19 protein-coding genes are annotated in these 17,904 nt (G+C 61.7%); 9 read left to right on the top strand and 10 right to left on the bottom strand.

All coding sequences use genetic code 11. The features are described 5' to 3' along the window. Positions 1-10: 10 nt before the first annotated feature. The gene (locus ACKPCU_RS03905) at positions 11-598 is read left to right on the top strand and encodes a 2-hydroxychromene-2-carboxylate isomerase (protein WP_321350066.1); all 588 of its coding nucleotides are present in this window, start codon (positions 11-13) and stop codon (positions 596-598) included. Positions 599-775: 177 nt separating this feature from the next. Next, positions 776-1,120 (top strand): GlpM family protein, encoded by a 345-nt coding sequence (locus ACKPCU_RS03900; protein WP_211287046.1) that lies wholly within the window; start codon positions 776-778, stop codon positions 1,118-1,120. A gap of 10 nt (positions 1,121-1,130) precedes the next feature. Here the strand turns inward: ACKPCU_RS03900 and dtd are convergent, their stop codons facing one another. Continuing rightward, entirely contained in the window at positions 1,131-1,568 is a 438-nt protein-coding gene (gene dtd / locus ACKPCU_RS03895) for a D-aminoacyl-tRNA deacylase (RefSeq protein ID WP_321350064.1), read from the bottom strand. Position 1,569: 1 nt separating this feature from the next. Further along, complete coding sequence (gene pip / locus ACKPCU_RS03890; RefSeq protein ID WP_321350062.1) at positions 1,570-2,541, bottom strand: prolyl aminopeptidase; 972 nt, start codon at positions 2,539-2,541, stop codon at positions 1,570-1,572. A gap of 85 nt (positions 2,542-2,626) precedes the next feature. Here pip and ACKPCU_RS03885 point away from each other — a divergent pair, with 85 nt between their 5' ends. Continuing rightward, a complete protein-coding gene (locus ACKPCU_RS03885) occupies positions 2,627-3,055 on the top strand; it encodes a hypothetical protein (RefSeq protein ID WP_321350060.1) in 429 nt (142 codons plus the stop codon). Position 3,056: 1 nt separating this feature from the next. Then, positions 3,057-4,049 carry a DUF2891 domain-containing protein gene (locus tag ACKPCU_RS03880; protein ID WP_321350058.1) on the top strand — a complete coding sequence of 331 codons (993 nt, stop codon included), beginning with the start codon at positions 3,057-3,059 and terminating at the stop codon, positions 4,047-4,049. A gap of 9 nt (positions 4,050-4,058) precedes the next feature. Here the strand turns inward: ACKPCU_RS03880 and ACKPCU_RS03875 are convergent, their stop codons facing one another. Next, positions 4,059-5,705, bottom strand: a complete 1,647-nt coding sequence (locus tag ACKPCU_RS03875) for an FMN-binding glutamate synthase family protein (RefSeq protein WP_104736485.1) — start codon at positions 5,703-5,705, stop codon at positions 4,059-4,061. Positions 5,706-5,773: 68 nt separating this feature from the next. Beyond that, positions 5,774-6,928, bottom strand: coding sequence for an SLAC1 family transporter (locus ACKPCU_RS03870; protein WP_321350055.1), 1,155 nt, complete (start codon positions 6,926-6,928; stop codon positions 5,774-5,776). A 157-nt stretch (positions 6,929-7,085) separates the two neighbouring features. Between ACKPCU_RS03870 and ACKPCU_RS03865 the strand changes: the two genes are divergently transcribed. The 3 genes from ACKPCU_RS03865 to ACKPCU_RS03855 all read left to right on the top strand — a co-directional run bounded on the left by ACKPCU_RS03865 (position 7,086) and on the right by ACKPCU_RS03855 (position 10,420). Beyond that, positions 7,086-8,147 (top strand): AraC family transcriptional regulator, encoded by a 1,062-nt coding sequence (locus ACKPCU_RS03865; protein ID WP_321350054.1) that lies wholly within the window; start codon positions 7,086-7,088, stop codon positions 8,145-8,147. Positions 8,148-8,279: 132 nt separating this feature from the next. Continuing rightward, positions 8,280-9,332 (top strand): histone deacetylase family protein, encoded by a 1,053-nt coding sequence (locus tag ACKPCU_RS03860; RefSeq protein ID WP_104736488.1) that lies wholly within the window; start codon positions 8,280-8,282, stop codon positions 9,330-9,332. After that, the gene (locus ACKPCU_RS03855) at positions 9,329-10,420 is read left to right on the top strand and encodes a polyamine ABC transporter substrate-binding protein (RefSeq protein WP_321350051.1); all 1,092 of its coding nucleotides are present in this window, start codon (positions 9,329-9,331) and stop codon (positions 10,418-10,420) included. The genes ACKPCU_RS03860 and ACKPCU_RS03855 overlap by 4 nt, the downstream gene beginning before the upstream one ends. Before the next feature lie 528 nt (positions 10,421-10,948). On the opposite strand, the gene ACKPCU_RS03850 is transcribed toward ACKPCU_RS03855, so the two are convergent. The 5 genes from ACKPCU_RS03850 to ACKPCU_RS03830 all read right to left on the bottom strand — a co-directional run bounded on the left by ACKPCU_RS03850 (position 10,949) and on the right by ACKPCU_RS03830 (position 14,806). Further along, positions 10,949-11,530 carry an NnrU family protein gene (locus ACKPCU_RS03850; protein ID WP_321350049.1) on the bottom strand — a complete coding sequence of 194 codons (582 nt, stop codon included), beginning with the start codon at positions 11,528-11,530 and terminating at the stop codon, positions 10,949-10,951. A gap of 62 nt (positions 11,531-11,592) precedes the next feature. Continuing rightward, positions 11,593-12,279, bottom strand: coding sequence for an META domain-containing protein (locus ACKPCU_RS03845; protein WP_321350047.1), 687 nt, complete (start codon positions 12,277-12,279; stop codon positions 11,593-11,595). A 71-nt stretch (positions 12,280-12,350) separates the two neighbouring features. Further along, positions 12,351-13,148, bottom strand: coding sequence for a PhzF family phenazine biosynthesis protein (locus tag ACKPCU_RS03840; protein ID WP_321350043.1), 798 nt, complete (start codon positions 13,146-13,148; stop codon positions 12,351-12,353). An 89-nt stretch (positions 13,149-13,237) separates the two neighbouring features. Next, a complete protein-coding gene (locus ACKPCU_RS03835) occupies positions 13,238-14,308 on the bottom strand; it encodes a DUF924 family protein (RefSeq protein WP_321350042.1) in 1,071 nt (356 codons plus the stop codon). A gap of 75 nt (positions 14,309-14,383) precedes the next feature. Next, a complete protein-coding gene (locus ACKPCU_RS03830) occupies positions 14,384-14,806 on the bottom strand; it encodes a VOC family protein (protein WP_321350040.1) in 423 nt (140 codons plus the stop codon). Between the two features lie 272 nt (positions 14,807-15,078). Here ACKPCU_RS03830 and ACKPCU_RS03825 point away from each other — a divergent pair, with 272 nt between their 5' ends. Then, complete coding sequence (locus tag ACKPCU_RS03825) at positions 15,079-16,431, top strand: KamA family radical SAM protein (RefSeq protein ID WP_321350039.1); 1,353 nt, start codon at positions 15,079-15,081, stop codon at positions 16,429-16,431. Between the two features lie 73 nt (positions 16,432-16,504). Continuing rightward, positions 16,505-16,900, top strand: coding sequence for a YkgJ family cysteine cluster protein (locus ACKPCU_RS03820; RefSeq protein ID WP_321350037.1), 396 nt, complete (start codon positions 16,505-16,507; stop codon positions 16,898-16,900). 64 nt (positions 16,901-16,964) lie between these two features. On the opposite strand, the gene ACKPCU_RS03815 is transcribed toward ACKPCU_RS03820, so the two are convergent. Then, positions 16,965-17,876, bottom strand: a complete 912-nt coding sequence (locus tag ACKPCU_RS03815) for an alpha/beta hydrolase family protein (protein ID WP_321350036.1) — start codon at positions 17,874-17,876, stop codon at positions 16,965-16,967. Positions 17,877-17,904: the final 28 nt, after the last annotated feature.

Raw genomic sequence — 17,904 nt, 5'->3', positions numbered from 1 at the left:
GGAGAGACGCATGAGCAAGACCATCGAGTTCTATTTTGACGTCGGCAGCCCGGCCAGCTATCTGGCCTGGAGCCAACTACCGGCGATTGCCGAGCGCACCGGCGCCAGCCTGGTCTACAAACCGATGCTGCTGGGCGGCGTGTTCATGGCCACCGGCAACAGCTCCCCGGCGACGGTGCCGGCCAAGGGCACCTATTCGCGGATCGACATGCAGCGCTATGCCAACCGCTATGGCGTCACCCTGAACCAGAACCCCTTCTTCCCGATCAACACCCTGCAGCTGATGCGCGCGGTTACCGCTTATCAGGACACACCGAAGTTCGAGCCTCTGCTGACGGCGATCTTCAATGCCATGTGGATCAGCGAGCTGAACATGGGCGAACCCGCGGTCGTCGGCAAGGTGCTGGTCGAGGGCGGGTTTGACCCGGAAGAGGTGATGACCAAAGCCAGTGACCCGGCGGTCAAGGAGCAGCTCAAGCGCACAACCGAAGAAGCCATCGGCCGCGGCATCTTCGGCGCACCGACCTGCTTTGTCGATGGCGAGATGTTCTTTGGCCAGGACCGCTTGGACTGGATCGAAGCAGCCGCGCGCCGCTGATCCGACTGACCAGCGGCACCTTCGCCGGTGCCGTTGGTCGGCTGCCGTCAAACCCCGCTTTGCAGCCAATTGACGGCCATCTCGGCGCGGCATACATTCGCGCCGATGAGCAGCGTTCTGGCGTCCTGCCCCTGCTCAGGGATTCCCTGTCCCTACCTTTGCGGATCTATCCACATGCTGTCCCTTGCCCTCAAGTGCGTCCTGGGTGCGCTCGCAGTGCTGCTGATTGCGCTGCTGGCGAAGACAAAGAGTTTCTACATTGCCGGCCTGGTGCCGCTGTTTCCGACCTTTGCGATCATTGCCCACTACATCGTCGGCAGCGAGCGGCTGGCCAGCGACCTGCGCAGCACCGCGATTTTCGGCCTGTGGTCGCTGCTGCCCTATGCGGCGTACCTGCTTTCGATTGTCGTGCTGAGCGAGCGCTTCACGCTGGCTGCCACCCTGACTCTGGGGGCACTGGCCTGGACACTGACGGCAGCCATGCTATTGACCGTCTGGACACGGGTTTACCCGATTGCCTGAATACCGGCGCTCAAACCTCCAGCATGAAGGTTACCGGCCCGTCGTTGACCAGGTGAACCTGCATGTCGGCACCAAAGCGACCGGTCGCAACCTGCGGGTGCCGTGTCTGCGCCTGAGCAACCAGATAGTTGAACAGCGCTTCAGCACGGTCGGGCGGCGCAGCGGTGGAGAAGCCGGGGCGGCGACCCTTGCGGGTGTCGGCGGCCAGGGTGAACTGTGATACCAGCAGCAGCCCGCCCTGCACGTCGGTCAGCGAGTCATTCATGCGACCGTCGGCATCGGTGAATACCCGGTATTCGAGCAGTCGCTTGAGCAGTTTGTCGGCGCTGGCCTCATCGTCCTGCGGTTCGATGCCAACCAGCACCAGCAGCCCCTGATCAATCGCCCCGACAATCTCGCCGTCTACCTCGACCCGGGCCTGACGCACCCGTTGCAGCAATCCCTTCATATCACTCGGCCTGCGGCGTCAGGTCGAGCAGGCTACGGGCCATATCACCGGTAGCACGCACCAGCGCGTCGGCAATCCCGGGCTCGGAGGCGGCGTGACCAGCATCGCGAATGATGTTCAGCTCGCTGCCCGGCCAGCGCTGATGCAGCGCGTGGGCGTTGTCCAGCGGGCAGACCATGTCGTAGCGGCCATGCACGATGATGCCCGGGATATGGGCAACCCGGTCCATGTTGTCGAGCAGTTGGTTGGGGGCAAGGAAGGTTTTGTTGGCGAAGTAGTGACACTCGATACGGGCAATCGCATAGGCGCGACGGGCGTCGCTGAAGCGCTCGATCACCTGCGGGCTGGGCCTGAGCGTGGCGCAGCGCCCCTCCCACACCGACCACGCCTTGGCCGCGTGCATGCGACAGATCTCGTCGTCACCAGTCAGCCGACGGTAGTAGGCGGCGACCATGTCGGCGCGCTCTTCCTCAGGAATCAGGCTCAGATAGTCTTCCCAGTAATCGGGGAACACATGGCTGGCGCCCTCCTGATAGAACCAGTGGATATCCTGCTCTCGGCACAGGAAGATGCCGCGCAACACCATGCCCATCACCCGGTCAGGGTGCGCCTGGGCGTAGGCCAGCGCCAGCGTCGAGCCCCAGGAGCCACCGAACAACACCCACTTGTCGATGCCCAGGTGCTCGCGCAGGGTTTCCATGTCGGCGATCAGATCGGCAGTGGTATTGTTGTCGAGACTACCGTGCGGCGTGGAGCGGCCACAGCCACGTTGGTCAAAGGTAACGATGCGATAGACGGACGGGTCGAAGAAGCGGCGGCTTAGCGCATCACACCCGGCCCCCGGGCCGCCATGGATGAATACCACCGGCAGGCCATCAGGCTGCCCGCTTTCATCGGCATAAAGTACATGGGGAGGAGTGACCGCCAGTTCGTGGCGGGCGTAGGGTTTGATCTCCGGATACAACAGCTGCATGATGGCTCCCTGAACCGGCGCGAATGCGCCGTGCTCCTTACGTTGGAAGCCCCAACATTACTGACCCGCGAGGCTGCTGTCACCTATGCGTTTTCTGCTTGCCGCCCTCCTTGCGCTGAGCCTCCTCGGCTGCGGAGCCTCCAGCCCTGACGAACGCCTGAATAAGGCCATCGACCAGCTGCAGAGCGGGATCGAAGAGCGTGACCGCGGTGCCGTCCTTGACCTGCTGCACCCCGAGTTCATCGCCCAGAGTCAATACGATCAGGACTGGGCCGACCGCACCTTGCGGCTGATGTTCTTGCGCAATCAGCGCATCAACGTGCTGGTCACCCAGCAGCGCACCGAGATCGACCCGGGCTACGAACAACGTGCCGAAAGCGAGGCCCGCGTCACCCTGACCGGGGCTGAGCGGCTGATCCCCAACAGTGCCGGCCAGTACGATATTCGTCTGCTCTGGGAGGATGTCGACGGCCGCTGGCTACTGCGCGACATCAACTGGCAACCGGTACGCTGAGATGTCAGCCGGGCCGGACCACGCTGCTCTGGCACGTATCGCCCTTGGTCATATCACCCGGGTCTATCCGCACAGCGGCCCACAGTGGCTGAACCGTGCAGCCGACTGGCAACCGCCCGAGCAGGCCCATCCGCTGTTCTGCGGCAGCTACGACTGGCATTCCTGCGTACACAGCCACTGGCTGTTGGTGAGGGTGCTGAACTGTGCTCCCGAGCTACCCGAAGCCGCCGCCATTCGCCAGCGTCTTGAACAGATCACTGACGACGCAGTCACCGCCGAAATAGCCACCTTCGAGCGTCAGGGTGCGAGCTTTGAGCGTCCCTACGGCTGGGCCTGGCTGCTGATGCTGCAGGCCGAACTGCTGCGCAGCAGCGAGCCACTGGCGCGGTGTGCCGCAGCAACACTGCAGCCGCTGGCAGCCCTGCTAGCTGAACGCTTGCAGGATTACCTGCCACGCCTGCCCTATCCAATCCGCAGTGGCCAGCACAACAACACCGCCTTCGCCCTGCTGCTCTGTCTCGAATACGCCAGAACGGCGCAGGACCAGCAACTGGAGCGCCTGCTTCGCGAGCGCAGCCTGGCGTGGTTTGCCAACGACAGCGACTGCCCGGCCTGGGGCGAGCCGAGTGGCGAGGACTTTCTCTCACCCACACTGCAGCAGGCAGTGCTGATGCAACAGGTAATGGACGGAAGCGCTTTTGCCGCCTGGCTGGATGCCTTTCTGCCAGAGCTGGCCGCACAGCAGCCGGCCACCCTGTTCCGGCCGGTTAACGTCAGTGAACGCAGCGACGGCAAGCTCGCCCATCTCGATGGCCTCAACCTCAGCCGCGCCTGGTGCTGGTTTCGGCTATCAGCCACACGGCCCGCGCTGCTGGCCATGGCCGAAGCCCATCTCACCGCAGCGCTCGGCCACCTTGAGGACGACTACATGGGCAGCCACTGGCTCGCTACCTTCGCCCTGCTGGCACAGCAGGCGGCCAGTGAACACGCGTGACGCAAACGCTCAGCGCAGCTTGGTCTCCCGCAGCTTGAGCATGTAGTCCGGCGGCGCAAAGCTGTCGGCGCGGGCCTGGGCCCAGTACTTCTTGAACAAATGCAGTTCCGCACGGCCATCCAACAGCACGCCCGGTTCAAGAAACTCGAACAACTCGCTGTACGACCGCACCTCGTACCGCGACACCCGCCGAATCACATGTTCAGGGCCTAACTCGCTCGGATGTTTCAGCCCGGCCGCCTCCAGCATATGCGCCAGCGCCAGCACCGTATTGCGGTGGAAGTGGTAGACCCGCTCGCTCTTGTCCGCCACGTCCAGCCGGGCGCTGCGGCTCGGGTCCTGGGTGGCAACACCGCTGGGACACTTGCCGCTGTGGCAACTCAGGCTCTGGATACAGCCCAAGGCAAACATGTAGCCACGGGCGGCATTGCACCAGTCGGCACCGATCGCCAGAGTACGGGCAATGTTGAAGGCCGAGGTGATCTTACCCGCCGCGCCGAGGTGGATCTTTTCCCGCAGATTGGCGCCCACCAGCGTGTTATGTACCAGCAACAGGCCGTCGGTCATCGGCGTTCCGAGGCGGTTGATAAACTCCAGCGGCGCAGCACCAGTGCCACCCTCACCGCCATCCACCACGATGAAGTCGGGATGCTCACCCGTCTCCAGCATCGCCTTGACGATGCCGAACCACTCCCACGGATGCCCGATTGCCAGCTTGAAGCCAACGGGCTTGCCGCCCGACAGTTCACGCAGTCTGGCAATAAACGCCATCAGCTCCAGTGGGGTATGAAACGCCGAGTGAGCCGCAGGCGACACCACATCCTGCCCCTCCGGCACGCCTCGGGCTTCAGCAATCTCGGCGGAGACCTTGGCCCCCGGCAGAATACCGCCGTGCCCCGGCTTGGCGCCCTGTGACAGCTTGATCTCGATCATTTTCACCTGTGGCAGCCGGGCGTTGCGCTCGAACAGCTCGGCATCAAAGCCGCCATCCGGCGTGCGACAGCCGAAGTAGCCCGAGGCGATTTCCCAGACCAGATCACCGCCGGGGCGCAGGTGGTAGCGCGAGATCGAACCCTCGCCGGTGTCGTGGTAGAAGCCGCCCTTCTTGGCTCCGGTATTGAGCGCCAGAATCGCGTTGGCCGACAACGAGCCAAAGCTCATCGCCGAGATGTTGAATACGCTGACATCATAGGGCTGGGTAGTTTTCGGATGGCTGCCAACCCGCACCCGAAAATTGCTGTCCGCGATGTGCACCGGCGCCAACGAGTGGTTCAGCCACTCATAGCCCTCTTCGTTCATTGGCATCAGCGAGCCAAACGGTTTCTTGTCGAGTACGTTCTTGGCGCGCTGGTAGATCACGTTGCGCTGCTCGCGCGAAAACGGCAGCTCATCGGTGTCGGATTGAATGAAATACTGCCGCAGCTCTGGCCCGATCGACTCCAGCAGATAGCGCAGGTGCGCCAGTACCGGATAGTTGCGGCTGATCGTCCGGCGCCGTTGAGTCACGTCCCAGAGCCCCAGCAGCGCCAGCGCCAGCAAGGGCACAGCGAGCACCCACCAGAGTGGTGATAACGCAGTCAGCGCCAGGCTGATCAATGCGCCCAGCACGCACAGCAGCCAGGTCAGATAACGGGTGGGAATCGCGGTCGGTTGCATTCAGTGGTCCTTGTCAGCGAGGCATCAAGCCAGAGGATTGATAACATATCCGCTCCGGCACTGCACGGTCAGCGCGCCGACACGGCCACCTGATCAGCAATACAGGGCGAGACAAACAGCTCGCCACGCCAGGCACCGCGCAGGGTCGCAGCCATCACTACTAGCCAGAGCAGCGCCAACAGGCAGACCAACCCGGTTCCAAGGTGCGAGAAAAAGGCCAGTTGCAGCGTTTGCCCCAGAGTCAGCGTCGCCAGGGCATACACCCCGAGCGGAAAGGTAAAGGCCCACCAACCCAGGTTAAACGGCATTCCCTCACGCAGATAACGGCAAATGATCAGCAGCGCCAGCAACAGCCACCATAAACCCAGCCCCCAGAGCAACAACCCGCCGACTACCCCAAGGCCGTGCGCGACCACACCGACGCTGGAAAGGCCGTGGGCGGCAAAGACCTCTGTTGCTGCCTGACCCAGCAGCAACAGCCCGAGCGCACCAGTCCCCAGGGGCCCCAGTGCCAGCAAGCTGGACGCCGCCATATTGCGGTGCGGCAACTTGTGGACAGCCATGCGCAGCAACAAGATCACCAGAATGCTCAGCGCGACCGGCACCGAGCAGGCCCAGAGCACATAGCTGGTCACCAGCACGGCATAGGCCTGCTCCGCTGCCAGCCAGGGAATCAGTACCCCACCACTCGCAGCAGCGACCTCAGCGGCCACCACTGGCAGCAGCCATACCGCAGTCATCTGGTCGATACTGTGCTCCTGACGGGTGAACATCAGATAGGGGATGCCGACACCGCAGGCCAGCGCCAACGCCACATCCAGCCACCACAGAGGTAATGCCAGCGTCATCGCGACCTCGCCCCAGAGGGCGACCCCATGACTCGGCAGGCCATTGATCACGGTGGCCAGCCCCATCGGAATGGTACCGATAAACATCGATACGGTAGCGTGGCCGAAGATGCGTCGCGCCTCATTGAAAAACAGCAGCCAACGGGCGGCATACAGCCCGATGAACAGCGTAAAAAGCAGCAGGTTCAGCAGCCACAGCGCCTGCCCCAGCAATGCCGCGCCCGGCAACGCAAGGTGCGGCAGCGCAGCCGACAGAATGCCAGTGCCCATGGTGACGGCGAACCAGTTAGGGGTGAACTGCCGAACGACCTCCCGTGGGTGGCTCAACTGCCCTAGCGGGCGGCAGCAGGCAGTGTTGAATGGCATACGGGGCATGGCGGCACTCCAGCGGTAAATTCCATTTCATTCTACCGACCTTAAATATCGATATAAGCGCATAATTCCTGTTTCGCTTATCGGTTTTACCGAACACTAAGAATGACTGGCACTCTTTGTGCTTCACTGGCAACAGGCACCACACGAGCGCAGTCACATGATTCGATCCGATACCGCCTGCCAGGCACCCGACCGCAGATTGATCAGTCTGCAGAGCACCTGCCTGATCGCCAACTGGCTGGAGGAGCACAATCTGCCTGTTGAACCGGTCCTGGCGGGTTCCGGACTTAGCTCAGCGGACCTGCAGACCCCGGCTCTGCTGATCACCCCAGAGCAGGAGCAGCAGGTATTCGCCAACACGGTAGCGCTGACCGGCGACCCACTGATCGGCCTCAAGCTCGGTCAGCGCATGCGGGTATCGGCCTATGGCCAACTGGGCTATGCGATGCTGTCGGCACCAACGCTGCTCGATGCCTTGCAGGTCATGCTGGCCTTTCCGGTGTTACTCGGCAGTTACTTCCGGCTGCAACTGGAGACCCTCCCGGATGGTCAGCTGGCGCTGCGCGCCGACCACTATCACGAGTCGCCGGCGCTGCGGCTGTTCAACGTCGAACTCTGCCTGTCCTCCATCAAGGCGATGCTGGATGATGCGCTGGGCGGCCAACTTATGATCAGCGCGGTACACCTGAGCGGCAGTCCACCCGACCACAGTGACCAGTACCGGGACTACATGGGCGACTGTCCTCTGCTTTGCGACCAGGACGCCGAGCGCCTGGTGTTTGCAGCAGGCACGCTAAATGCTCCGTTGCCGCTGGCTGAACCGGTCACCCACTTCGAAGCCAGGCGCCACTGCCAGACGGTACAGGACAGCTTCTGCCCCGAGCCGTCGCCGCTGGTCAGCCAGCTGCGCGCGCAGCTGGAGCAACAGCTGGAAGCGCCACCCACCCTTGAGCAACTGGCCAACCAGCTGCACTGCACCACACGCACCCTGCGGCGCCACCTGCAACGTGCCGGCTGTGGCTATCAGCAACTACTCGATCGGCTGCGCTTCCAGCGGGCCAAGCTGCTGCTTAATCGCGAGCAACTGCCGATCTACGCCATCGCCGAACAGCTCGGCTTCAGCGAGACGGCCAGCTTCCGTCACGCATTCCAGCGCTGGTCCGGCACCACGCCACGTGCCTGGCGGCAGAGTCAGCAGCCACCGCACAGCGCGTTCTGACCCGAAGAAGCGGTCTTTCCCGGTCAAAGCACTGTCCGTTTCGGTCCCTTTTCTGTCCCTCTGCAGCATTTCCCGCGGCCCTGCTGAGCGCCATGATCAATGGCAACCCAGCCACTCGCCACAGGATTTACCATGCAGACGTTCTACAGCGACGATCACCGCCTGCACCACGCCAACGCCGAACTCAACGAAGGTCAGCTCATGCCCTGCTTCGAGAAGCCCTCGCGCGCCGATATGGTGCTGGAGCAGGTGAAACGAACCGGTTTGGGGCCAATCAGCGAACCGCAGGACTTTGGACTGGCGCCGATCAAGCGGGTACACAGCCCGGATTTTGTCGACTTTATCCAAAGCGCCTGGCAACGCTGGAGCGCATTGGGCCGCAGCCACGACATGCTGCCGCTGGCCTGGCCGCTACGGCGCATGCCGCCGCGCTGCCCGGATGACATCGACGGTCAGCTCGGCTATTACAGTTTTGACGTTGGAGCGCCGCTGACCGCCGGCAGCTGGCAAGCGATCTACAGCAGCGCCCAGGTAGCGCTCAGCGCTCAAGCCCAGCTGTGTGCCGGTGCACGCAGTGTCTTCGCCCTGTGTCGTCCGCCGGGGCACCATGCCGGCATCGACTACATGGGCGGCTACTGCTACTTCAACAACGCCGCCATCGCCGCCCAGGCGATGCTCGATCAGGGCGCCCGCAAGGTCGCTATCCTCGACGTCGACTTCCATCACGGCAACGGCACCCAGGACATCTTCTACCAGCGCCCGGACGTGCTGTTCACCTCGATCCACGGCGACCCGCGCAACGAATATCCCTGCTTCGCCGGCTACGCCGATGAACGCGGCGAAGGCACCGGCCTTGGCTACAACTACAACTACCCGCTGCCCGCCGGCAGCGACTGGAATGTCTGGTCGCAGGCCCTGCGCGACGCACTGCGGCAGATCGCCGGATTCGGTGCCGATTATCTGATCGTCTCACTCGGCGTGGATACCTACCTGGCCGATCCGATCTCCAGCTTCAAACTCGACAGCCCCGACTACCTGAAGATGGGCGAACTCATCGCTAGCCTCGGGCTGCCGACGCTCTTTGTCATGGAAGGCGGCTACGCCGTGGAAGAAATCGGCATCAACGCCGTCAACGTCCTTACTGCTTTTGACGCAACCGTCACGACTCAAGGAGAAGCACAATGAAACTGGCAAGCAAACTCGGGCTGATTGCCCCGCTGGCCGCGCTGTCATTCAGTGCGCTGGCCGCCGATCAGGTAAAGATCTACAACTGGTTCGACTACACCCCGCAAGCCACGCTGGACGGCTTCCAGGCAGAAACCGGTATTGTTCCGACCCTGGACACCTTTGACTCCAATGAAGTGCTGGAAGCCAAGCTACTGTCCGGTCGGTCGGGCTACGACGTGGTGGTGCCAAGCGACAGCTTTCTCGCCAAGCAGCGCCAGGCTGGCGCCTTTCAACCACTGGACAAAAGCCTGCTGCCGAACCTAGGCAACCTCAACCCGGACCTGATGAAGGTGCTGGAGGGCAGCGACCCCGGCAATCAGTACGCCGTGCCCTACATGTGGGGCACCAACGGCATCGGCTACAACCCGGAAAAAGTCCGTGCCGTGTTGGGTGACGATGCCCCGGTCGACTCCTGGGCACTGGTCTTCGATCCGGAAAACATGAAGAAACTGTCCGAGTGCGGCGTTGCATTCCTCGACTCGCCGTCGGAGATTCTGCCCGGTGCCCTGCACTACCTGGGCCTGGACCCGAACAGCACCCGCAGTGAAGACTACGACGCTGCCGTCGCGATGATGAGCAAAATCCAGCCCTATGTGCGCTACTTCAACTCCTCCCGCTTTCTCAACGATATCGCCAATGGCGAAATCTGCGTTGCGGTCGCCTGGTCCGGTAGCATCCTGCAGGCCAATTCACGCGCACAGGAAGCCAACAATGGCGTCCACCTTGAGTATCGCATTCCGAAGGAAGGGGCACAGGTCTGGTTTGACCTGATGGCGATTCCGCAGGATGCACCCAATCCCGCTGCAGCTCACGCCTTCATCAACTATCTGCTCAAGCCCGAGGTAGTAGCCGAGATCAGTAACGTGGTGGGCTACGCCAACCCCAACGCAGCCGCGACCGAGCTGGTCAATGAAAGCCTGCGCAACAACCCCGGTGCCTATCCGCCGGCCGATGTACAGGCCCGCCTGTTTACCCTCAAGCCGCTGCCCCTGGCCGCCGAGCGCGTGCGTACCCGTGCCTGGAACCGGATCAAGACCGGACAATAATTCCAGTCTGATTTGAGCCAATAAAAACCCGCAGCGATGCGGGTTTTTTGTCTTCCGCAAAATGTCAGGGACACACCATCGCAGCCGCTGCTCGCGACAGCTCAAGGGTGCGACACTAACGTGAGATATAGGGCTAATGGCGACTGGATCAGCGTTGCGCCATCGGCAAGTCTCCATTTCGCCTTCACGGCGAGCCAAGGGGGGCTGCTTGCCCAGCCCCCCTTGGCGATCCCCCCGGGCACCCGGCTACGCGGCCCTGCGGGTTCGCTGCGTTGCTCGGCTTGGCAGGGGCCGGCAGAACTCGGCTCTGCGAGCCTCAAACAGGCTGCCGTCCTTTTCCCTGCCAATCCTGTGCTACTCGCCCGCGTAAACGGGGAGTGGGTCCGTGCAGTCTTCACATCCTGCAACACCCTGATCGTTCCGACGCCTGCGTGCGGTGAGTCTGACAGGGCCTTATCTTGGCGCCAAAGACTCCCGATCAAACAACAAAAAACCCGCATCACTGCGGTTTTTTCATGCCTGCCGGGATCACACTCCCATCGGCTTAACCCCAATCCAGGCGCCATGCAGGTAGAAGGCAAAGGCCGCCCAGGCGACCAGACCGACCACCACAACCACCGCATCCATCACCGGCTTGCCCTTGCCGTAGCCGACACCCGCCGCGCGATCGCGCTTGCGCGAGACCACAAACAGCGCAGTGGCCCAGGCCAGGAAGCCGCCAAACAGCAGCAGATCAGCCAGCGAGCCGTTGGCGATCAGGTGGGCCAGCGCCCAGAACTTCACGCCCAGCAGCATAGGATGACCAACGCGCGCCTTGATACAGGAGCCGGGAATATAGGTCGCAGCGATGAGAATGAATGCAGGAATAGTCAGCAGCGCAGCCAGATGGCGTGTCCAGACCGGCGATATCCACAGCCAGGTGGGGCTCATGCGGGCCTGGCCGTAGCCGTAGATGATCAATACAAAACCGACAATCGACACCAGCGCGTAGATACCCTTCCAGGCCAATGGCCCCTTGGCGGCAATGAAGGACGCGCGTTTTTCCGCGGCGAACAGGCGGGCGGAGTGCATGCCCAAAAACAGTATCAGGCCCAGAATCAGCAGCAGCATCACGGTACTCCGTTGTTATGGTTTTGGTTCACCGGCCCGATACCGGGCCGGACGCTGCCATCTTACTCCAGCCGAGCCTTCAGGGAACCGCCCTCATCACCCTCAAGGATCAGGGCACCGGTTTCATCAAGATGGAAACGACTGATCTGCTCCAGCGTCTGCACAAAACGGGTCTCCTGCTCGTTCAGCGCTGGCGCACAGGCACGCCGGGTGGTCGCCAGTTGCGTCAGCTGCAGGCTGCGGCCATCGACCTGATAGGCGCCGACGTAGTTGTTGCAGCTGGCGCGGCCGGAGACGCGACCGTCGTTGCCGAAGTTGAGCGTCACCCGTGAGCGATCAATGATGCCGCCACGGTTGATGTCCTCAACCACCCACTCTCCGGCTTGCAGCACCAGCGCCCCGGCCGGCTCACACTCGGGCAGGCTTTCGCCCCGAATGGTCAGCAGGCCCTGATCGCCCTTATTCCAGAAACTGGTCGAGCTGTCATCAGGCGCCTCGTAGCGGGCACCTGAGGCGGTAACCACTCGCTCCAGCAAAAACCGGCCCTGCATTGCCTCAACCAGCGCCTGATCACCCGTCAGAGTAACTCGCACCGGTGTCCGGCCACACTGCAGAATCATCACACCGCGCTGCGGAATCTGCTGCTCAGGGGCAGCAACCTCCGCGGGTTGGCTGTCGAGGCCACTGCACCCCGCCAGCATTGCTGCACTGATCATCCCGGCTGCCAACACTGCCTGCCGTACATTCATTCTGCCTCTCCCTGTGTGATTCAATGCTGCAAGCATAGCCGGTTGGCCCTCCCTATCGGGATGCCTGGATCTCAATCCGGCAAATGAATGCAGCCTTCAAGATAGAGCACCGCGTAGCCGCTGATGCGAACTCGCTCGGCCTCGACCTGACAATACAGACGGCCGCAACGCGCGGATGCCTGTACGGCAACCAACCGGTCACATCCCAGTCGCTCGGCCCAGTACGGTGCCAGCCCGGCATGAATCGAGCCGGTCACCATATCTTCCAGCCCGCCATTGGCCGGCCAAAAATAACGCGACACAAAGTCCACCTCGTGTCCGGGCGCAGTAACCACTACATCGCGCGGTGCCAGCTGGCGGATCAGCTCTGGATCCTGCTCGACCGCGCGCACCTGTCCCTCATCAGCATAAACAGCAAACCACGCCTGACGGCTGACCAACACCGAATCCGGCCTGATCGACAGACCGTCGAGCAACAATGCAGGAGCCTCCTCTACCGGTTCCGGTGCCAGCCGCGGCGCATCCATGTGGATCAGCCCATCGGTTTCACGGCTGAGGCTCAGCTCCCCCACCGCAGCCGCCCGAAAACGCAACACTTGGGTATCCGGGTTCAGCCGGAACAGGACAAACGCGGCAGCCAGCGTGGCATGCCCGCAGAAGTCGATCTCGGCCAGCGGCGAAAACCAGCGAATGGCGTAGCCACCGTCAGCCTGTTTAACCACAAAGGCGGTTTCAGACACATTGTTCTCGGCCGCGATCGCCTGCATCAGCTCTGCCGACAGCCAGTCGGCCAGCGGCACAACGGCGGCGTAATTGCCACCAAACAGGGTGTCGGTGAAAGCATCAACCTGAAAGATCGACAATTGCATGAAGCATCTCCGGCAAAAGACTCAAGCCTACGCCATCACATACGGGGCGTCGCAACACAGTTTGCTCAGCGTTCCGGGGTACAGTTTTGCTAGAAAGCACTGCCCTTGGTACGCAGAAACGCCACCTCCTCCGCTGTGCTTGGCCGGCCAAGAATCGCGTTGCGATGCGGGTAGCGGCCAAAACGCTCGATAATCTCCCGGTGCCGCTGCTCAAAACGCAAGTTGTCTTCCAACCCTGGCGTGCTGAACAGCTTCGTTGCCTGTTCATGCATACGCAACGACTCGCTATGCATGAACGGCATGTACAGGAAAGCGCGCCATTTCACCGGCAACGGCTGGTCCGCGCCTTCAGTCACAGCCTCCTGCGCCAGGACCAGCGCCATCCCATCGGCGGCAAAGGCACGTGGCGTATCGCGCCAGATGTTGCGTGAAAACTGGTCCAGCACGATGATCTCGGCCAGCCGCCCCAGTGCAGTACCACGCCAGTTCATCAATTCACCGCGCACCGCACGTTCGTGCAGATCGCCAAAGCGGCTACGGATCAATTCATCCAGCGCCGGATCCTTTTGCCACCACTGAGCCGGGCGCAGCTCAGCAAACCAGAACGCCAGTACTTCATCCGCCGCCGACATCACCGTCTCCTGGTCAATCACTTCAGAGGCCGAGGCAATTCCCGGCATCTGGATCAGATCAGTCACACCCGGATCGGTTCCCAATTGGGACAACAGTGTAGTGAGTTGCCCACGGTGATGGGTCTGATGATTGAAGAAGTGAGTCAGCGCCAGCCACAGCGGATAGCAACGCGGCTCCGGGTTGACCAGGCTCGTGTACCGCAGCTCACCCGCCAGCCGCGCCGGCGACAGGGTGCCGACCCATTCAATGATCCGCTCATCCATCATCTCGCGCGCACGACGCAGCTCGGCAAACCCGGCATACAGTTCGGTATCGAGCGCCGGAGCAGAGAAAGGCTGATCGGTAAAGCGCCCCATCCACAGGTTATCGGCCAGCAGGATGTGGTTCAGCGTGCCATGAATGGAGCCGAAAAAGGCCCCCCGGGGGGCCCGCCGGTCAGCCTCCTCAAGCGTCTCACACAACGCATAAAGCCGCTGATTCATCCACTGGTTATAGCGCGCGAGGGCTATTAGCTGGGCGTAATGCATGGGCTCTCCTTGATCACGATGCTCCCGGCAGTCGACACGGCTAAGAGCCGTCTGTCCAGACCCTTTTGCCTGTCGTCAGTCAGGGTCATGGAGGAAGCCTCGACACACCACCGCCAGCTTGTTGCCATCCGGGTCGCGTACATAGGTACTGTAAAAGTCCGGATTATAGTGCTCGCGCAGCGCCGGCTCGCCTTCGCTGCGTCCGCCGTTAGCCAGTGCCGCAGCATGAAAGGCTCGTACTGATTTCCAGTCGGGCGCCGTAAAGGCGACCATCACCCCATTACCGACCGATGCGGGCTGGCCATCAAAGGGCTCGCACAGCCAGAGCGCCAGCTCCCGGGCACCGCGATTCTCGTAACGCCCCCAGCCGACCCAACCGTCCCAGTTTTCCTCATCCGGCGTAGACACCCGGGCAATACCGAGCGTCGCCATCACCGCGTCATAAAAGCGCACCGCTCGCGGCAGGTTGTTGGTGCCCAGGGTGATATAGGTAAACATGGCGAACTCTCCAAGCAAAAACCGGGGCTTCAGCATAACCAACTGCGGGGCATCAGGTCGTTTTTTAGACATCAATGGATCATTTCGCTATCATGCTCGACTGCTGAACATTCAGCCCATCACTATGATCATTGCAAATTAGCCAATGATCGACGCTTTTTTTCGCCGTTCACTCCAGTTTGTCGGCTTACTTTCATGCACGCGCACTGCTTCTCAGCAGCCTGCCCGATGCGACCTATTGTTTTTTACAAGAAAGATACAGACGATCCTCTATGCCAAAATCCAATCTTTTAGCCGTTACCTCCATCACACCTGATCAGTTCAACGTCAACCAGCTGCGCCACCAGCGCTTCAAGGTTTACACCGCCAAGCAGCTCGACCAGATTCCGCAGCTGCAGCAATTGAGTGCAGAGCAGCGCTTTGAAATGCAGGTTGTCGCTAGCGTCCTGCCGTTCCGGGTCAATCAGTACGTCATTGACGAGCTGATCGACTGGCAGCAGGTGCCGGCCGACCCGATTTTTCAGCTCACCTTCCCACAACGCGGCATGCTCAAGCCAGAGCACTACGACCGGGTTGCCAATGCCATGCGTGATGAGGTCGGGGCCGCCGAGTTGAAGGCGCTGATCAGCGAAGTCCGCGCTGAGCTGAACCCCCACCCGGCAGGTCAGCTGGAACACAACATCCCCAAACTGGATGGCGAGGTGGTGGAAGGTTTGCAGCACAAGTATCGCGAGACCGTGCTGTTCTTCCCCAGCTCCGGCCAGGTCTGCCACAGCTACTGCACCTTCTGCTTCCGTTGGGCCCAGTTTGTCGGTGACAAGGACCTGAAGATTGCTGCCCGTGAATCCAACCAGCTGCAGGACTACCTGCGCGCTCACCCCGAAGTGACCGACGTACTGGTCACCGGTGGCGACCCGATGGTGATGAAAACCCGCAACCTGCGCGCCTACCTCGAACCACTGCTCAGCGATGAATTTGCCCACGTCCGTACCATCCGCATCGGCACCAAGGCACTGACCTTCTGGCCCCAGCGTTTTGTCAGCGATGACGATGCAGAGGACCTGCTGGCCCTGTTTGCTGAAATCCAGGCCGCCGGCAAGCACCTGGCGCTGATGGCGCACTACAACCACTGGAAGGAGCTGGAACCGGAGGTGGCCCGCGAAGCAATCCGCCGTGTCCGCGAAACCGGCGCGCAGATTCGCGCCCAGGGCCCGCTGCTGGCGCATATCAATGACGACGCCAGCGTCTGGGCAAGGCTCTGGCAGACCCAGGTCGAGCTCGGCATCATCCCCTACTATATGTTCGTTGAACGCGATACCGGGGCACGCCACTACTTTGAGGTGCCGCTGGTCAAAGCCTGGCAGATCTACCGCGACGCCATGCAGCAGGTCTCGGGTATCGCCCGCACCGCCCGCGGCCCCTCCATGAGCTCGCACCCGGGCAAGGTGGAAATCCAGGGCGTCACCGAGATCAATGGAGAGAAAGTCATCGCCTTGCGTATGATTCAGGGCCGCAACCCCGACTGGGTGCAGCGCCCGTTCTTTGCCAAATATGATGAGCAGGCCACCTGGCTCAACCACCTGAAGCCAGCATTCGGCGAAGAACGCTTCTTTTTCGACGAGTAACCCGACGACGCCCGGTGGTTTAGCACGCCGCCCGGCTCTTTTATAATGCGCGCCTCATCCCTTGGGGCGCTGCATGAAACCGCAACTGATTCCCGCCGCCGACATCGACCGGCTAGACACCTGGCAGAAGTACCGCAAGGGCCTGTGCGATAGCTGCAACGCCAGTTGCTGCACGCTGCCGGTAGAGGTTCGGCTGGACGACCTGATTCGCTTGGAACTGGTAGATGAATTCGAACGTGGCGAGCCACTAAAGCAGATCGCCAAACGCCTGCAGAGAGAAGGTGTCGTCGAGCGTTTTCACCAGAAGAGCGGCGTTTTCACCCTTAGCCGCATGAGCAACGATGACTGCCTGTTTCTCGATGCCCGCAGCCGGCGCTGCACTGTCTACGACAGGCGCCCTGCGACCTGCCGCAACCACCCGCAAGTCGGGCCGCGCCCCGGTTTCTGCGCCTACCGACCAAAACCCTGACCAACAGCCACAAAAAAGGCGCCGACCCGACGAGGGGCCGACGCCTGCTCCTTGAGCCCGGAACTTAGTACGGGCAGTTGCCGCGATAACCGGAGATCTGGAAATCTGAAGTGTGGTTCGGACCACAGAGGAACTGCTTGTAGCGGTTGTCTTCATCCAGATGCAGTTTCATCCAGGACACGCCCAAGCGGCCCAATACATCGTTGTAAATGCTGCCACCATTGGCACAGAAGTGGCTGCCACCGTTAATTTCCACAAAGGCCTTGTCGATGTTCGACGGCAGCGAATTGTAGAACGGCGATGCGTGCTGGAAGACCGGCGCGATCACATCCGCCTGACAGGCAAAGATCAAGGTCGGCGCCTGAGCGCGGCTGGCGTAGTAGCTGGAAGTATCCCAGGGTGCCAGCGGAATGGCAGCCTTGATACGGCCTTCGCTGGCCACCCGCAGGGTACCGCCACCGCCCATCGACCAGCCGACTACACCGAGGCGATTGGTATCGATCATTCCGCGCACGGGGCTTGTGCTCCGGCTGTTCTGGCTGATCAGGTAATCCAGTGCGTTATTGATCTGACGTGCACGGCTCGGCGGCTGATCAAAGCCGGTGTTGGTGTCAATGGTCATGACCACAAAGCCGTAGGACGCCAGTTTCGGCCCCCACCAGTCAATCGACGACTCGGCAGAAACAAACCCGGGAATCACCACCACCGCTGCCATGGTGCCGGTAGTACCGGTGGGGTAGTAAATGGTGCCGCCGCCAAAGCCGCTGACCAGGCCGGATACGCGGCTGGAGCGCACGCTGTACTGGCCGCGATCGGCTTCGAGGAAACTGACGGATGGATCCGGGCCGCGCTGGTAGCTGGAACCACCGCCGTCACCAGGATCGGTCGGCGGTGGATTGTTGGCCAGGGCAGACATCGAAAACAGCAGCGCGCCAGCGCTACAAATGGCAAGGATGCCTTTTTTGCTGAATGGCATGAGGTGTAGCCTCCATGAATCGTGCGTG

The sequence above is a fragment of the Halopseudomonas oceani genome (genome assembly GCF_963677335.1).
In the GTDB taxonomy this organism is placed as follows: domain Bacteria; phylum Pseudomonadota; class Gammaproteobacteria; order Pseudomonadales; family Pseudomonadaceae; genus Halopseudomonas; species Halopseudomonas oceani.
This window is presented reverse-complemented; position numbering and strand designations above follow the sequence as displayed.

Bases quoted from the DNA above. Each gene is read 5' to 3' on its own strand.
- ACKPCU_RS03850 (WP_321350049.1), bottom strand. From the start codon at position 11,530: ATGCTGCTGCTGATTCTGGGCCTGATACTGTTTTTGGGCATGCACTCC.
- ACKPCU_RS03905 (WP_321350066.1), top strand. From the start codon at position 11: ATGAGCAAGACCATCGAGTTCTATTTTGACGTCGGCAGCCCGGCCAGC.
- pip (WP_321350062.1), bottom strand. From the start codon at position 2,541: ATGCAGCTGTTGTATCCGGAGATCAAACCCTACGCCCGCCACGAACTG.
- ACKPCU_RS03860 (WP_104736488.1), top strand. From the start codon at position 8,280: ATGCAGACGTTCTACAGCGACGATCACCGCCTGCACCACGCCAACGCC.
- ACKPCU_RS03845 (WP_321350047.1), bottom strand. From the start codon at position 12,279: ATGAATGTACGGCAGGCAGTGTTGGCAGCCGGGATGATCAGTGCAGCA.
- ACKPCU_RS03865 (WP_321350054.1), top strand. From the start codon at position 7,086: ATGATTCGATCCGATACCGCCTGCCAGGCACCCGACCGCAGATTGATC.
- ACKPCU_RS03830 (WP_321350040.1), bottom strand. From the start codon at position 14,806: ATGTTTACCTATATCACCCTGGGCACCAACAACCTGCCGCGAGCGGTG.
- ACKPCU_RS03815 (WP_321350036.1), bottom strand. From the start codon at position 17,876: ATGCCATTCAGCAAAAAAGGCATCCTTGCCATTTGTAGCGCTGGCGCG.
- ACKPCU_RS03820 (WP_321350037.1), top strand. From the start codon at position 16,505: ATGAAACCGCAACTGATTCCCGCCGCCGACATCGACCGGCTAGACACC.
- ACKPCU_RS03840 (WP_321350043.1), bottom strand. From the start codon at position 13,148: ATGCAATTGTCGATCTTTCAGGTTGATGCTTTCACCGACACCCTGTTT.
- dtd (WP_321350064.1), bottom strand. From the start codon at position 1,568: ATGAAGGGATTGCTGCAACGGGTGCGTCAGGCCCGGGTCGAGGTAGAC.
- ACKPCU_RS03870 (WP_321350055.1), bottom strand. From the start codon at position 6,928: ATGCCCCGTATGCCATTCAACACTGCCTGCTGCCGCCCGCTAGGGCAG.
- ACKPCU_RS03835 (WP_321350042.1), bottom strand. From the start codon at position 14,308: ATGCATTACGCCCAGCTAATAGCCCTCGCGCGCTATAACCAGTGGATG.
- ACKPCU_RS03885 (WP_321350060.1), top strand. From the start codon at position 2,627: ATGCGTTTTCTGCTTGCCGCCCTCCTTGCGCTGAGCCTCCTCGGCTGC.
- ACKPCU_RS03855 (WP_321350051.1), top strand. From the start codon at position 9,329: ATGAAACTGGCAAGCAAACTCGGGCTGATTGCCCCGCTGGCCGCGCTG.
- ACKPCU_RS03825 (WP_321350039.1), top strand. From the start codon at position 15,079: ATGCCAAAATCCAATCTTTTAGCCGTTACCTCCATCACACCTGATCAG.
- ACKPCU_RS03880 (WP_321350058.1), top strand. From the start codon at position 3,057: ATGTCAGCCGGGCCGGACCACGCTGCTCTGGCACGTATCGCCCTTGGT.
- ACKPCU_RS03875 (WP_104736485.1), bottom strand. From the start codon at position 5,705: ATGCAACCGACCGCGATTCCCACCCGTTATCTGACCTGGCTGCTGTGC.